Below are 14,282 nucleotides of genomic sequence, written 5' to 3' on the forward strand. Positions count from 1 at the left end.
GGGCACTGCAGGGGTCGCTGGGAGGGAGCTTTCGTGGACAGCGCCATCCTGCGCAACGCGATCCAGGTGCTGGACAGCCTGCACGACGGCGTCGTCGCCGTCGACAGCGCGGGCATCGTCGTCTACGCCAACGAGGCCAACACCCGCATCACCGGGCTGACCCGGGAGCAGGTGATCGGCCGCCACGTGAGCGAGGTCGTGCCCGACTCGCACATCCTGGACGTGCTCGCCGCGCGGGAGCCCCTCATTGGTGTGCAGACGCGGGTCTCGGATCACGTGGTGGTCTCCAACATCGTGCCGGTCTTCGACCAGGGGCGCATGGTGGGCGCGGTGTCGGTCTTCCGGGACGTGACCGAGGTCCTGGCGCTCTCCCGTCAGCTTGAGGAAGCCCGCAACACCATCGACCTGCTGCGGTCCAACCTGACGGCAGTGCCCATCGCTGAGGACGGCATCATCATCGGGCAGAGCCCGGCGGCGCAGCGCCTCTACGTCACCGCCCGCAAGGCGGCCACCGTGGACTCGCCGGTGCTCATCGAGGGCGAGAGCGGCACGGGCAAGGAGATCATCGCCAGGCTGATCCACAACCGCAGCCCTCGCCGGGAGCAGCCCCTGATCGCCGTGAACTGCGCCGCGATTCCCGGCACGCTCCTGGAGAGCGAGCTCTTCGGCTACGAGGAGGGGGCCTTCACAGGCTCCCGCAAGGGCGGCCGGCCGGGACTCTTCCAGCTGGCCGACGGCGGGACCCTCTTCCTGGATGAGATCGGCGACATGGACCCGGGGCTGCAGGCCAAGCTGCTGCGCGCGCTGCAGAGCGGCGAGATCCGGCGGGTGGGCGGCACGACCGTGCAGAAGGTGAACGTGCGCATCATCTCAGCGACCAACCGGAACCTGGCGCAGCTGGTGCGGGAGAAGCGGTTCCGGGAGGACCTGTACTACCGGCTCCGGGTCATCCGACTGGTGCTGCCGCCCCTGCGGGAGCGGCGGGCCGACCTGCCCCTGTTCCTTGACCATGCCATGCGCCGGGTCTGCGAGCGGCTGGGCCGGCGCCCCGCGACGTTCACGCCGGCCGCGATGCGCGCTCTCCTGGCCTACCCATTCCCCGGCAACATCCGGGAGCTGGAGAACGTGGTGGAGCAGGCGGTGGTGCTGGCGGAGGGAGACGTGATCGACGTGGGCGACCTGCCGCCCGACGTGGTCGGGGCCGACCCGGCTGTGGCGCAGGGCGAGCGGAGTGCGGGCGACTGTCTGGACCTCACCGCCGCCGGCGGGTTTCCCACCCTGGAGGAGGTGGAGCGCCGGGTGCTGGAGGCGGGGCTCCGCGCATTCGACTCCAAGGCCGCCCTCGCCCGCCACCTGGGGGTGGCGCGGGCGACGCTCTACCGGAAGCTGGCGAAGTACGGGCTGGGTTGACGTTTCAAAATGGTACATATTGAGACAGGGCGTGTCTCGTTTTGATGCAAATCCGGGCCGGGAGACTGCTCCCGGCCCTTCGTTCTTCGCTGGTACGGAACTTGCTCTGGAGTTGGATGCACGCGCACTCGCTATAGAGGAGGAGGAACCCGTCATGCCCAAGGGCGAGCCCTTCAAGATCAAGATGGTGGAGCCGATCCGGCTGATCCCGCGGGAGGAGCGCAAGGCGGCGATGAAGGCCGCGCACTACAACCCCTTTCTGCTCCGGTCGCGCGACGTCTACATCGACCTGCTCACTGACTCCGGCACCGGCGCGATGAGCCACAACCAGTGGTCCGCGATGATGCTGGGCGACGAGTCGTACGCCGGCGCCAGCAGCTACTACAAGCTGAAGGAGACGGTCACCGACATCACCGGATACGAGTACGTCATCCCGACGCACCAGGGCCGGGGCGCCGAGAAGAGCGCCTTCGCGCAGCTGATCACCCGGCCCGGCATGTACGTGCTCTCCAACACGTTCTTCGACACGACCCGCGGCCACGTGCAGCTGGCCGGCGGGCGCCCGGTCGACTTCCTGCTGGACATCCCCACGGACGAGTTTCACCCGTTCAAGGGCAACATGGACACCGAGAGGCTCGAGGCGTTCATCCAGCAGCACGGCCCCGAGAACATCGCCTGCATCGTCATGACCGTCACCAACAACTCGGCCGGCGGCCAGCCCGTCTCCATGGCGAACATCCGCGAGACGTACCGGATCGCCAGGAAGTATGGCCTGCTGGTGCTCTTCGACGTGGCCCGTTATGCGGAGAACTGCCACTTCATCCGCATGCGTGAGGAAGGCTACGCGGACAAGGCGCCCATCGAGATCGCCCGGGAGATGTTCTCCTACGGCGACGGCCTCATGATGAGCGCCAAGAAGGACGCCCTGGTGAACATCGGCGGCCTGCTCGCGTTCCGGGACGAGGAGCTGTACACCCGGGTGGGCGGCGTGGTCGTGCCCTTCGAGGGTTTCCTGACCTACGGCGGCCTGGCCGGCAGGGACCTGGAGGCGATGGCCGTGGGTCTTCGGGAAGCGCTGGACCCGGACTATCTGGCGTACCGGGTCGGACAGGCGCAGTACCTGGGCGAGATGCTGCGCAGCGCCGGAATCCCGATTCAGTGGCCCGTGGGCGGGCACGCGGTCTTCATCGACGCGGCGAAGTTCCTGCCGCACATCCCGTGGGACCAGTTCCCCGGCCACGCGCTTACGGTGGCGCTTTACCTGGAGGGCGGCGTGCGCGCCGTGGAGGTGGGCTCCTTGATGATGGGCCGCGACCCCGACACCGGCGAGAACGTGCGCAGCCCCTTCGAGTTCACCCGGCTGGCGATTCCACGCCGGGTGTACACCAACCTGCACATGGAGGACGTGGCCGAGGCCGTGGTCAGCGCCTACAAGCGGCGTGAGGAGATCCGCGGCGTCAGGTTCATCCGGGAGCCGAAGGTCCTGCGCCACTTCACGGCGCACTTCGATCTGGTCTAGCGGCGGTTCGTCAGCAACGGGTTTACACAATTTAACACCGCGTTCAGAGGGCTCGCCAGACATAAGGTCACGATGCATGTTCCATCCTAAGACCGGACACCGGTCCACACTGGCAAAGGAGGAGTGCAAGTGCCCAAGGGCGAGCCCTTCAAGATCAAGATGGTGGAGCCGATCCGGCTGATCCCCCGGGAGGACCGGGAGAGGGCGCTTAAGGCTGCGCACTACAACCCGTTCTTCCTGCGCTCGTCCGACGTGTATATCGACCTGCTCACCGACTCCGGCACGGGCGCGATGAGCCACTTCCAGTGGTCTGCGATGATGCTGGGCGACGAGTCGTACGCCGGCGCCAGCAGCTACTACAAGCTGAAGGAGACGGTCACCGACATCACCGGGTACGAGTACGTCATTCCGACGCACCAGGGCCGCGGCGCCGAAAAGGTCGCCTTCTCGCAGCTGATCACCCGGCCCGGCATGTACGTGCTCTCCAACATGTTCTTTGACACCACCCGCGGCCACGTCCAGCTGGCCGGCGGCCGGCCTGTGGACCTGCTGTTGGAGGTCCCCACCGAGGAATTCCACCCCTTCAAGGGCAACATGGACACGGCCAAGCTGGAGCGGTTCATCCAGGAGCACGGCGCCGAGAACATCGCGTGCATCGTCATGACCGTCACCAACAACTCGGCCGGCGGCCAGCCCGTCTCCATGGCTAACATCCGGGAGACCTACGAGGTCGCCAAGAAGCACGGCGTGCTGGTGCTCTTCGACGTCGCACGCTACGCCGAGAACTGCCACTTCATCCGCATGCGCGAGGAAGGCTACGCCGACAAGGCGCCCGTCGACATCGCCCGGGAGATGTTCTCCTACGGCGACGGCCTCATGATGAGCGCCAAGAAGGACGCGCTGGTGAACATCGGCGGCCTGCTGGCGTTCCGGGACGAGGAGCTGTTCACCAAGGTCGGCGCAGCGGTGGTCCCCTTTGAGGGCTTCCTGACCTACGGCGGCCTGGCCGGCCGGGACCTGGAGGCGATGGCCGTGGGTCTTCGGGAAGCGCTGGACCCGGACTATCTGGCGTACCGGGTCGGGCAGGTGCAGTACCTGGGCGAGATGCTGCGCAGCGCCGGCGTCCCGATCCAGTGGCCCGTGGGCGGCCATGCGGTGTTCATCGACGCGGCGAGGTTCCTGCCGCACATTCCGTGGGACCAGTTCCCCGGCCACGCGCTGACCCTGGCGCTGTACCTGGAGGGCGGCGTGCGCGCCGTGGAGGTCGGCTCGCTGATGATCGGCCGCGATCCCGAGACCGGCGAGAACGTGCGCGGCCCGTTCGAGTTCACCCGCCTGGCGATTCCGCGCCGGGTCTACACGAACCAGCACATGGAAGACGTGGCGGAGACCGTGGTGAACGCCTTCAAGCGGCGTGAGGAGATCCGCGGCGTCAAGTTCGCCATGGAGCCCAAGGTGCTGCGCCACTTCACGGCGTGGTTCGATCCCGCCTAGTCCCGGGTCTTCGGCACTCGTTTCCGCATGCGGCCCCGGCTGCGCCCGTATGAGTCGGGGCCGTAACCGTTCACCTCGTTGAGACAGAGGAGGCCGCATCACATGGAGGAACGGCGAGATCAGTGGACATCCCGGTCCGGCTTCATCTTCGCCACGATCGGCGCAGCCGTGGGGCTGGGGAATTTCTGGCGGTTCCCGTTCATGGCGTATCAGAACGGCGGCGGGGCCTTCCTGCTCCCGTACTTCGTGGCGCTGCTGACGGCGGGCGTGCCCCTGATGATCCTGGAGTTCGGCTTCGGCCACAAGATGCGCAGCGCCACCATTACCGCGTTCAAGAGCCTGAACCGGCGGTTCGAGTGGATCGGCTGGTGGCAGATCACCGTCCCTGTCGTGGTCGTAACGTTCTACAGCGTGATCATCTCCTGGTCCCTGCGCTACCTCATCTTCAGCTTTACCCAGGCCTGGGGCGAGGACCCCGGAACCTTCTTCAGCGGCGACTTCCTGGGGATCACGTCCGGCCCGCTGGAGCTGGGCGGCCTGCGCTGGGGGATTCTCGCCGCCGTCGCGGTGGTCTGGTTCGCGAACTACTACATCTCTGCCCAGGGCATTTCCGGCGGCATCGAGAAGGCCTGCAAGGTCATGACGCCTTTCCTCATTGTGGCCATGGTCATCTTCGTCATCCGCGGCGTCACGCTGCCGGGGGCCACCTACGGCCTGAACTACTTCCTCAACCCGGACTTCAGCAAGATCATGGACCCCGGCGTCTGGGTGGCTGCCTACAGCCAGGTCTTCTTCTCCACCACCCTGGCCGTGGGCGTGATGATCGCCTATGCCAGCTACCTGCCCCAGGACTCCGACCTCGCCAACAACGCCTTCATCACCGTCTTCTCCAACTCATCCTTCGACTTTATGGCCGGTCTGGCGGTCTTCTCTACCCTGGGCTACGCCGCGGTCAGGGCCGGCGTGCCGTTCGAGGAGATGGCCGTGGCGGGCCCCGGCGTGGCCTTCGTCGCCTTCCCGAAGGCCATCTCGATGCTGCCCGGCCCCGCCTGGCTGCAGTCGCTCTTCGGGATTCTGTTTTTCGCCGCGCTGCTCCTGGCCGGCATCTCGTCCTCCATCTCGCAGATGGAATCCTTCGCCTCGGCGGTCATCGACCGGTTCGGCGTGAACCGCCGGAAGCTGCTGGGCTGGTTCGCCCTCATCGGCTTCGCCTTCAGCGCTCTCTTTGCCACAGGCGCCGGCGTGCACATCCTCGACATCGTCGACCACTTCGTCGGCAGCTACGCCATCGCCATCCTCGGCCTGGTGGAGGCCATTGTGCTGGGCTACATCATGGGCACGGCAAGGATCCGGGAGCACGTGAACCTCACCTCCGACATCCGGGTGGGCCTGTGGTGGGACGTGCTGGTGAAGTTCGTCACCCCGGCGCTTCTGGGCTACAACATCCTGTCCAACTTCGTCAGCGAGTTCCGGGAGCCGTACGCCGGGTACCCGACCAGTGCCCTGATCCTCTTTGGCTGGGCGGTGGCGATTGCCATGTTCGGCACCGCGTTGTTCATGCAGTGGCGCTCGCAGCAGCTTGACCTGACGGGCGGGGAGGTGGGCTAGCCATGCCGCAGGCCGGTCTGCTGCCGGGTTCGGTCGCCATGATCGTCTTCGGCGCCGCACTGCTGTGGGGCGGACTCACCTTCTTCATCGTGACGGCGCTGCGGGCCGAACAGAAGAAGAGGTAGCCGCACAGGTTTTGCTTGACTTCGGCCTCAGGGCTTGCGATAATAAAGGACGATTCACGCAAGCAACAGAGGCCATGACGGGGAGCAGTAGCCGGTTCAACGCTCTCAGAGAGCCGCCGGGCGGTGCGAGGCGGCAGCGGGTGGCTGGCGAATCTCGCCCCTGAGCCGTATGGGTGAACCGCCGAGGTGGACCTCAGCGCACAGCCCGTACCGGGATCGGCCCGTTACAGCCGGCAGAGGCGGGTCCGGTTTGCGCCGGACCAAGCAGGGTGGTACCGCGGGAGCACTGGCTCTCGTCCCTTCACGGGGGACGGGAGCCTTCTGGTTTTCTGAGCCCCGTCTGAGGCAGAGGAGGTCCAGCCGCATCATGGCAGAGGAACGCTTTGATTTTCGCGAGGCAGAACCCCGGTGGCAGCGCCGGTGGGAGGAAGCGGACATCTACAGGGTGGAGCGGGATCCGAGCCGGCCCAAGTATTACGCGCTGGCCATGTTCCCGTACCCGTCGGGCAAGCTGCACATGGGCCACGTGCGCAACTACACCATCGTCGACGTCATCGCGCGCTACCGGCGCATGAAGGGGTATAACGTGCTGCACCCCATCGGCTTCGACTCCTTCGGCATGCCGGCGGAGAACGCCGCGATCCAGCACGGCGCCAACCCGGCGGTCTGGACACGGGAGAACATCGCCGAGATGACGGAGCAGCTGAAGCAGCTGGGCTACTCCTACGACTGGTCGCGGGCCGTCTACACCTACCGCGAGGACTACTACAAGTGGACCCAGTGGCTCTTCCTGCAGTTCTACAAGAAGGGGCTGGCCTACAAGAAGACCGCCCCGGTCAACTGGTGCCCCTCCTGCCAGACCGTGCTGGCCAACGAGCAGGTGGAGGGCGGCCGGTGCTGGCGCTGCGACTCTGAGGTCACCAAGAAGGATCTCTCCCAGTGGTTCTTCCGGATCACTCAGTACGCCGACGAACTGCTGGACGACCTGAAGCTGCTGGAGGGCGGTTGGCCCGACCAGGTGCGGGTCATGCAGGACCACTGGATCGGCCGCTCGGAGGGCGCAAAGGTCGATTTCACGCTGGAGGCCACGGGCGACAAGATCCCCATCTTCACGACCCGCCCGGACACGATCTACGGCGTCACCTTCATGGTCGTCGCGCCGGAGCACCCGATCGTGGAGAAGATCTGCACCTCCGGCCTGATCCCCGAGGACCGGGTGGCCGCCATCCGGGCCTTCCAGGAGAAGATGAAGCACCTGACCGAGATCGCCCGTACGGCGGAGGACACGGAGAAGGAAGGCCTCTACACGGGCCTGGATGTCATCAACCCGTTCAACGGCGACAAGGTGCAGCTCTGGATCGCCAACTACGTGCTGATGGATTACGGCACCGGCGCGGTGATGGCCGTGCCGGCCCACGACCAGCGCGACTTCGAGTTCGCGAAGAAGTACGGGCTGCCGATCAAGGTGGTCATCCAGAACCCCGAGGGCACCCTGAAGGCCGAGGAGATGACCGAGGCGTACGTGGACCCCGGCGTCATGGTCAATTCCGGCCCCTTCGACGGCACCCCGAACCTGGAGGGCATCGCCAAGGTGGCCGCCTACGCCGAGGAGCAGGGCTTCGGCGAGAAGACGGTCACGTACCGGTTGCGCGACTGGCTGATCAGCCGCCAGCGGGGCTGGGGCGCGCCGATCCCCATCGTCTACTGCGAGAAGTGCGATACGGTGCCCGTGCCGGAGAGCGAGCTGCCGGTGCGGCTGCCCGACGACCTGGACTTCAGCGGCCAGGGCGGTTCGCCGCTGGCCAGGCACGAGGGCTTCGTCAACACCGTCTGCCCGCAGTGCGGCGGCCCCGCCCGGCGGGAAACCGACACGATGGACACCTTCGTCTGCTCCTCCTGGTACTACCTGCGGTACACCGACGCCAACAACGCCGAGAAGGCGTGGAACCAGGAGGACGTGGACTACTGGATGCCGGTGGACCAGTACGTCGGCGGCGTCGAGCACGCCGTGCTCCACCTGCTCTACTCCCGGTTCTTCACCAAGGTGCTGCGGGACATGGGGCTGGTGAAGGTCGACGAGCCCTTCGCCCGGCTGCTGACCCAGGGCATGGTGCTGAAGGACGGCGCCAAGATGTCCAAGTCGAAGGGCAACACCGTCTCGCCCGAGGAGATGATCGCCAGGTACGGCGCCGACGCCTGCCGGCTGTTCATCATGTTCGCCGCGCCGCCCGAGCGCGACCTGGACTGGTCGGATGCCGGCATAGAGGGGGCTTACCGGTTCGTCAACCGCTTCTACCGCATGGTGGTTCAGGCCCTGCCCGCCTACCGGCACGCGCGGAGCCTGCTGCCGGTCAATCCGGCCGATCCGGCGTCCGTCGCGGGGGCCCTCTCCGAGGCGGAGATTGCCGAGGGGCTGGCCAAGGCCGCCCCGAGCCTGACGGCGGATGACCGGGCGCTGCGGCGCACCGTTCACGCCACGGTGAAGCGCATCACCGCCGACCTGCACGAACGCTTCGCCTTCAACACGGCGATCTCCGGTCTGATGGAGCTGACCAACGCCATCTACCACTACCGGGACAAGCAGAAGTCGGAGGACGCGAACACCAGCGCACTGGTGCTGGCCGAGGCGGTGCAGAAGGCCGTGCTCATGATCGCACCGTTCTGCCCGCACCTGGCGGAAGAGCTCTGGTCAAGGCTGGGCCACCCGCGCTCCGTCCACCTGGAGTCGTGGCCGGCGTACGACGAGGAGGTTGCCAGGGCAGAGACCGTCGAGATCGTCGTGCAGATCAACGGCCGGGTGCGCGACCGTATGGAGGTGCCCGCCGGCATCAGCGCCGCCGAGATGGAGGCGGTCGCGCGGGCCTCCGAGAAGGTGCAGGCCCTGATCGCCGGCAAGCAGGTGGTCAAGGTGATCCCGGTGCCGGGCAAGCTGGTCAACATCGTGGTGAAGGGGTAGTGCGCGAGGGAGCTGTCCCTCCAGATCGCTCTGGAGGGACAGCTCCTGTCGCGCTGTTGCTCAGGTCGCTTCGAGGCCCGGTCGATCATGCGAACTCTCCCACACAACCCCCATGAACGGCCCCAGGCGGGTGAAGGTGCAGCCGGGAAGTTCGCTGCCGTACACCTGCTGAAACAGGAACTCCTGCACAGCTCCCGCCACATATACCCGGCGAGCCGGCGTGGGCACCTTTGAGCAATTGCTCACGATCACGATGCGACCTCCCGGCCGGAGCATCGCTTTCAGCCTGCGCAGCACGGCAGGCACATCAGTGAGGTCCCGCCGACCGGGCCAGGGCCGGCTCCGCTGAGGGGCCGGCCGTTGCGCGCTCCGCACCCGATGGTCGCGCGGTGCGCGCCGATGGTCCCCCGGGCGGTGTGGTTGACATAATCCCAGGCCCGCGCATAGGATATTCAGCCCACTATTGCTATGTCCTGGGGAGGGATGCCGGCATGACCGTACGCTGCGTACCGGCCGATTTCGACAGCATTCAGGCAGCGGTCGAAGAGTCCCGACCCGGCGACACCGTCCGCGTGGCCGGGGGCATCTACGAAGAGTCGGTGGTCATCGGACCCGGCAAGGACGGGCTGGCGTACGGCAACCGCGCCTCCGGCAACGGCGGAGGCCTCAACTCCCAGGGCAACGATTCGCTCATCATCGCCAACCGTTTTGTCGGAGACCAGTCGGGCCTCTCCCTGGCAGCCTCTGCAGGGCACCTGGTCTATGACAACGTCCTCAGCCGGAACACGACGCGCGGGGCCAACTTCCTGAACGTCTCGGGCGCCGCGGTGCTGGCGAATGCGGTCGGCTGCAACCTGCAGCAGGGGTTGCGCTTCGACGGGGGCGGCGGAAACCGGGTGGTATTCAACCAAGTGGAGAACAACGGCGCGCAGGGGATCGACCTGGAGGGTACGGTGGACCTCAGCGTGGTCGACCAGAACGAGGTGGAGGAGAACGGGGCCGCGGGTATCCGCGTGAGCAGCGCCGCCGGGCGGAACGCCATCCGGCGGAACGACCTGGATGGGAACAGACCCGACATCAAGGCCCTGCTGCCGTTCAACCTGACCAACGTCTACGATGAGAACCGGTGCGAGACCAGCGTCCCGCCCAGGCTCTGCTCGTGCGACGACTGATTCTCCGCCCGGGCAGGGGAGGCGGGTCGATGTGACCGTACGCCGCGTACCAGCCGATTTCCGGACCATTCAGGCAGCGGTGGACGCGGCCCAGCCCGGCGACACTGTGCGGGTGGCGGGCGGCATCTATGCCGAGTCGGTGACGATCGGCCCCGGCAAGGACCGGCTGGCCATCGTCGGATCGGGGCCGGACAACGCCATCCTGCGCGGCGCAGGCTCCGGGGTGGGCTTCAAGATCAGCGGTTCAGGCTCCGTGACCATCGAGGGCTTCACGGTGGCCGGGTTTGAGACGGGCATTGTGATATTTACCAGCGACAACACCATCCGGGCGGTGATCGTGACCGGGAATGCGCGGGACGGCATCCACGTGTCCGCAGGCAGCCGGAACGTCTTCTTCCAGGTGACCGCCGAGGGCAACGGCGAGAACGGCATCCAGATCGACGGCGCGAGCAACTACGTGATTCATGGCGAGTTTCACAACAACGGCGACGACGGCATCAACCTCAACGGGCTGTTCAACGTCGCCATCGGCAACCGCACGTCGGGCAACGACAGCGGAATCATCGTGGAAGGCCGGGGCGCCGTCGTCATCGTCAATCGCCTGGTCGGCAACGTTGAGGGCATCGTCATGCGCTCGGCCGGGAACCTGGTCTTCGGGAACGTCATCAGCCGCAACAGCCGGCTCGGCGTCCTCCTTCTGGACGACGGCCAGTCCCTGGTGCTGGAAAATGAGATCCGCGCCAACCTGGGATTCGGGGTTCAGGCCATCCGCACCGCGGGCTTCGCGGTCATCCTGAACGAGGTGGAGAACAGCAACGCCCGCGGCCTCTCCGCGACCGGCGGGAACGCGACCGCCATCGCCAACAACCTCTCCGGAAATGCCGAGGGCATCTCCCTGGCTTCAGCCGGCCACCTGATCTTCAGGAATGTCATGAGCAGGAACACATCGGCCGGGACCGCGCTGCGGTCTGTCCAGAACGCCGCGCTGCTGGCGAACCGGGCGGTCTGCAACCACGGGCCGGGAATGCGTTTCAGCGACGGAACGGGCAACCGGGTGCTCCTGAGCGAGGTGGAGGGCAACCGGCAGCAGGGCATCGATCTTGACGCCCACTCGGCGGGTGTCATAGATGACAACGAGGTGAAGGGGAACGACGCCGCCGGCATTCAACTGGGCGGCACGGCTGCGGGCAACGTCATCCGGCGGAACGATTTGAGGAAGAACCACCCCGACATGGCGGCTCTGCCGCCTGCCGGCAGGGAGAATGTCTTCGATGAGAACCGGTGCGGGCGAAGCGAGCCGCGGGGGCTGTGCTCCGGCAGACACTAGGGCGCGCTCATCAGCGGCAACCATTTCGTCGGCAGTGCGGTGGGGATGACCGTGGGCCCGGCGAAGGTCATCGACAACACAGTGACCCGGAATCGACAGGCTGGGATCGAGTTGATCGACCACGTGGGCTCCCTGGTGTTGTCGAACGAGGTATCCGGCAACCTGGGCCCGGGCATTCGCCTGGCCAGAGGAGCGAACATCCGGGCGCTGCTGAATGAGGTGGAGAACAACACGCAGCAGGGGATCGACCTGGACGGCGATTCGGCGGGCAACATCATCGACAATAATGAAGTGAAGGTGAACGACGCCGCGGGCATTCAGCTGGATGCGGCTGCGGCGGGTAACGTCATCCGCCGGAACAAGCTGAAGAAGAACAGCGCATCTTGATGAAGCCATACGGGTGCAGCATGCGGAGCGCACTTCCGGCCTTCGGCGGCCGGGGGATGCGCTCCGCATTGCTGGGCGGGCATGCATCTGATCATTCGGAACAAACAGGCGGGGTGAATCGTCTGATTCAGGAAATGAGAGGAGGGTCAGCATTGGGCTATCAGGTGCGCCGTGCCCAACCGGCAGATGCGCCGGCCATCGCCGCCGTCGCCCGTGAGACATGGGCGGCGACCTATCGCGGCATCATCCCGGAGGAGGTCCAGCGGGCCGTGCTTCCCCAGTGGTACGCGGAGGAGCGGCTGGCCCGGGCCGCCGAGAGCGGGCAGAGCGCCTTCTTCGTCGCTGAAGCAGAGGCCGGCGAGGTCGTCGGCTTCGCCCAGGCGGGGCATCGGGAGGAGGCGGGCGATGCTGAGCTCTGGCGGTTCTACGTGCTCCCTGACCACCAGCGGAAGGGGATCGGGAGACAGCTCCTGCAGGCGTGCCTGGACGCGCTGCACGCCCAGGGCCCCGTCTCCCGGCTCTTCGTGCAGGTGGAGGCGGAGAACGAGGGTGGGCGGCGCGCCTACGAAGCGCTGGGTTTCACCTACGTCCGCGAGTACCCCGACGAGCTTCTGGGCCACGTGACGCAGATGTGGGAGATGTGCCTGGAGCCTGCGGTCCTGAGGCCGCGGGCGGAGGAGGCATAGCGCGGCGAGCCCCGCCGGCCAGGGAGGCCGGCGGGTTTCTTTTGTACGTGGAGTCGGGTGAAAGAAATGCTTCGCTGCGCGCGTAGTACCAAGTGAAGGCCACCAGGAGAAGGAGGAGGATACATGACCGCCATCGCAGTGACGCACCTGACAAAACGGTTCGGCCATCGCACAGCTGTCGACGACCTCAACCTCGCCATCCGTGAGGGCGAGCTCTTCGCCCTGCTGGGGCAGAACGGCGCGGGGAAGACGACGACCATCAAGATGCTGTGCTGCCTTCTGCCCCCTACCAGCGGCGATGCCCTGCTGCTCGGCGACAGCATCACGGCCGATCCTGCGGCCGTCAAGCAGAAGTTGAACGTGTCGCCCCAGGAGACCGCCGTGGCCCCCAACCTCTCGGTACGTGAGAACCTCGTACTCATGGCACGGGTCTACGGCTGCGACCGCCGGGAGGCCCACTTCCGGGCGGAGGAGATGCTGCAGGCCTTCGGGCTGAAGGAGCGTGCGGGCGACCGAGCCAGGACCCTCTCGGGCGGCATGCAGCGCCGGCTGAGCATTGCCATGGCGCTCATCTCGAACCCGCAGATCGTGTTCCTCGACGAACCCACCCTGGGGCTGGACGTGCGGGCCCGGCGCGATCTCTGGAAGGTCGTGAGGGCACTGAAGGGCAAGATCACGATCATCCTCACCACACACTACCTCGAAGAGGCCGAGGCTCTGGCCGACCGCATTGGTATCATGCACGCCGGGCGGCTCCAGGCGCTGGGCACCCCCGCCGAACTGAAGGCGCAGACCGGGGCGGCCACCCTGGAAGAGGCGTTCCTGGCGCTCACGGAAGAGGGGGTGAGCTGATGCGGATGATGGCCTTTGCCGCCCGCAACTACAAGGAGCTGGTAAGAGACCCGCTGACCCCGCTCTTCGGGGTGGGTTTTCCGCTGGTGCTCCTGCTCCTGATCTCCACGCTGCAGAAGCACGTACCCAACGAAGTGTTTCCCCTCGAGCAGTTCGCGCCCGCCATGGCCGTGTTCAGTCTCTCGTTCCTCTCCTTGTTCGCCGGCATGCTGATCGCCAGGGACCGGAGCAGTTCATTCCTCATGCGGCTTTTCGCCTCACCGCTGGCCGCATCCGATTACATCGCCGGCTATACCGTGCCCATCCTGCCCCTGGGCGTCGCACAGAGCGCCGTCTGCTTCATCGTAGCGTTCTTTCTGGGGCTGCCCGTCAGCGGCAGCGTGCTGGCGGCCCTGGCTGTGCTGGTTCCGGTAGGCGCCCTGTTCACCGGAATCGGCCTCCTGATGGGCTCCCTTTTCAGCGAAAAGCAGGTGGCGCCGTTCAGCTCCATACTGGTCAATGTGGCCGCGCTGCTCGGCGGCACCTGGTTCCCGTTGGATATGCTAGGCGGTACGCTGAAGAGCATCAGCTACGCGCTGCCGTTCGCCCACGCGGTCGACGCGACCCGGGGGGCGCTGGCGGGCGACCTGGCCTCCGCCGTGCCGCACCTGTGGTGGGTGCTCGGTTACACGGTCGTCGCCTTCGCCGCGGCGGTGTGGGCGTTCCGGGCCAGAATGCGCAGCGGGGAGGCGTAGCAGAGGGGAGGC

At 66.5% G+C, this 14,282-nt stretch carries 13 protein-coding genes and 1 other annotated feature; of the genes, 12 read left to right on the forward strand and 1 reads right to left on the reverse strand.

Annotated features, from left to right (window positions below):
- Positions 1 to 33 precede the first annotated feature (33 nt).
- From ACZ45O_RS16295 to leuS, 6 genes are all read left to right on the forward strand, one after another.
- Entirely contained in the window at positions 34 to 1,410 is a 1,377-nt protein-coding gene (locus ACZ45O_RS16295) for a sigma-54 interaction domain-containing protein (protein ID WP_464854442.1), read from the forward strand.
- 154 nt (positions 1,411 to 1,564) lie between these two features.
- Positions 1,565 to 2,929 (forward strand): tryptophanase, encoded by a 1,365-nt coding sequence (locus ACZ45O_RS16300; RefSeq protein WP_464854444.1) that lies wholly within the window; start codon positions 1,565 to 1,567, stop codon positions 2,927 to 2,929.
- A gap of 129 nt (positions 2,930 to 3,058) precedes the next feature.
- The gene (locus ACZ45O_RS16305; RefSeq protein ID WP_464854446.1) at positions 3,059 to 4,423 is read left to right on the forward strand and encodes a tryptophanase; all 1,365 of its coding nucleotides are present in this window, start codon (positions 3,059 to 3,061) and stop codon (positions 4,421 to 4,423) included.
- 102 nt (positions 4,424 to 4,525) lie between these two features.
- A complete protein-coding gene (locus ACZ45O_RS16310; RefSeq protein ID WP_464854447.1) occupies positions 4,526 to 6,031 on the forward strand; it encodes a sodium-dependent transporter in 1,506 nt (501 codons plus the stop codon).
- Between the two features lie 2 nt (positions 6,032 to 6,033).
- Entirely contained in the window at positions 6,034 to 6,156 is a 123-nt protein-coding gene (locus ACZ45O_RS16315) for a MetS family NSS transporter small subunit (protein ID WP_464854449.1), read from the forward strand.
- 65 nt (positions 6,157 to 6,221) lie between these two features.
- Positions 6,222 to 6,460 (forward strand) — a binding site (T-box leader).
- A 63-nt stretch (positions 6,461 to 6,523) separates the two neighbouring features.
- A complete protein-coding gene (gene leuS, locus ACZ45O_RS16320) occupies positions 6,524 to 9,112 on the forward strand; it encodes a leucine--tRNA ligase (RefSeq protein ID WP_464854450.1) in 2,589 nt (862 codons plus the stop codon).
- A gap of 60 nt (positions 9,113 to 9,172) precedes the next feature.
- Here leuS and ACZ45O_RS16325 read toward each other — a convergent pair whose 3' ends face one another.
- Entirely contained in the window at positions 9,173 to 9,364 is a 192-nt protein-coding gene (locus tag ACZ45O_RS16325; RefSeq protein ID WP_464854452.1) for a hypothetical protein, read from the reverse strand.
- Positions 9,365 to 9,603: 239 nt separating this feature from the next.
- Between ACZ45O_RS16325 and ACZ45O_RS16330 the strand changes: the two genes are divergently transcribed.
- From ACZ45O_RS16330 to ACZ45O_RS16355, 6 genes are all read left to right on the forward strand, one after another.
- Entirely contained in the window at positions 9,604 to 10,284 is a 681-nt protein-coding gene (locus ACZ45O_RS16330) for a NosD domain-containing protein (RefSeq protein ID WP_464854454.1), read from the forward strand.
- A gap of 31 nt (positions 10,285 to 10,315) precedes the next feature.
- On the forward strand, positions 10,316 to 11,611 hold the full coding sequence (locus ACZ45O_RS16335; RefSeq protein WP_464854456.1) for a right-handed parallel beta-helix repeat-containing protein: 1,296 nt from the start codon (positions 10,316 to 10,318) through the stop codon (positions 11,609 to 11,611).
- A 9-nt stretch (positions 11,612 to 11,620) separates the two neighbouring features.
- On the forward strand, positions 11,621 to 11,998 hold the full coding sequence (locus ACZ45O_RS16340) for a right-handed parallel beta-helix repeat-containing protein (protein WP_464857815.1): 378 nt from the start codon (positions 11,621 to 11,623) through the stop codon (positions 11,996 to 11,998).
- Positions 11,999 to 12,150: 152 nt separating this feature from the next.
- The gene (locus tag ACZ45O_RS16345; RefSeq protein WP_464854458.1) at positions 12,151 to 12,684 is read left to right on the forward strand and encodes an N-acetyltransferase family protein; all 534 of its coding nucleotides are present in this window, start codon (positions 12,151 to 12,153) and stop codon (positions 12,682 to 12,684) included.
- Positions 12,685 to 12,807: 123 nt separating this feature from the next.
- The gene (locus ACZ45O_RS16350; RefSeq protein WP_464854460.1) at positions 12,808 to 13,536 is read left to right on the forward strand and encodes an ABC transporter ATP-binding protein; all 729 of its coding nucleotides are present in this window, start codon (positions 12,808 to 12,810) and stop codon (positions 13,534 to 13,536) included.
- The gene (locus ACZ45O_RS16355; protein WP_464854462.1) at positions 13,536 to 14,270 is read left to right on the forward strand and encodes an ABC transporter permease; all 735 of its coding nucleotides are present in this window, start codon (positions 13,536 to 13,538) and stop codon (positions 14,268 to 14,270) included. The genes ACZ45O_RS16350 and ACZ45O_RS16355 overlap by 1 nt, the downstream gene beginning before the upstream one ends.
- Positions 14,271 to 14,282 lie beyond the last annotated feature (12 nt).

This window comes from Symbiobacterium turbinis (assembly GCF_055383075.1).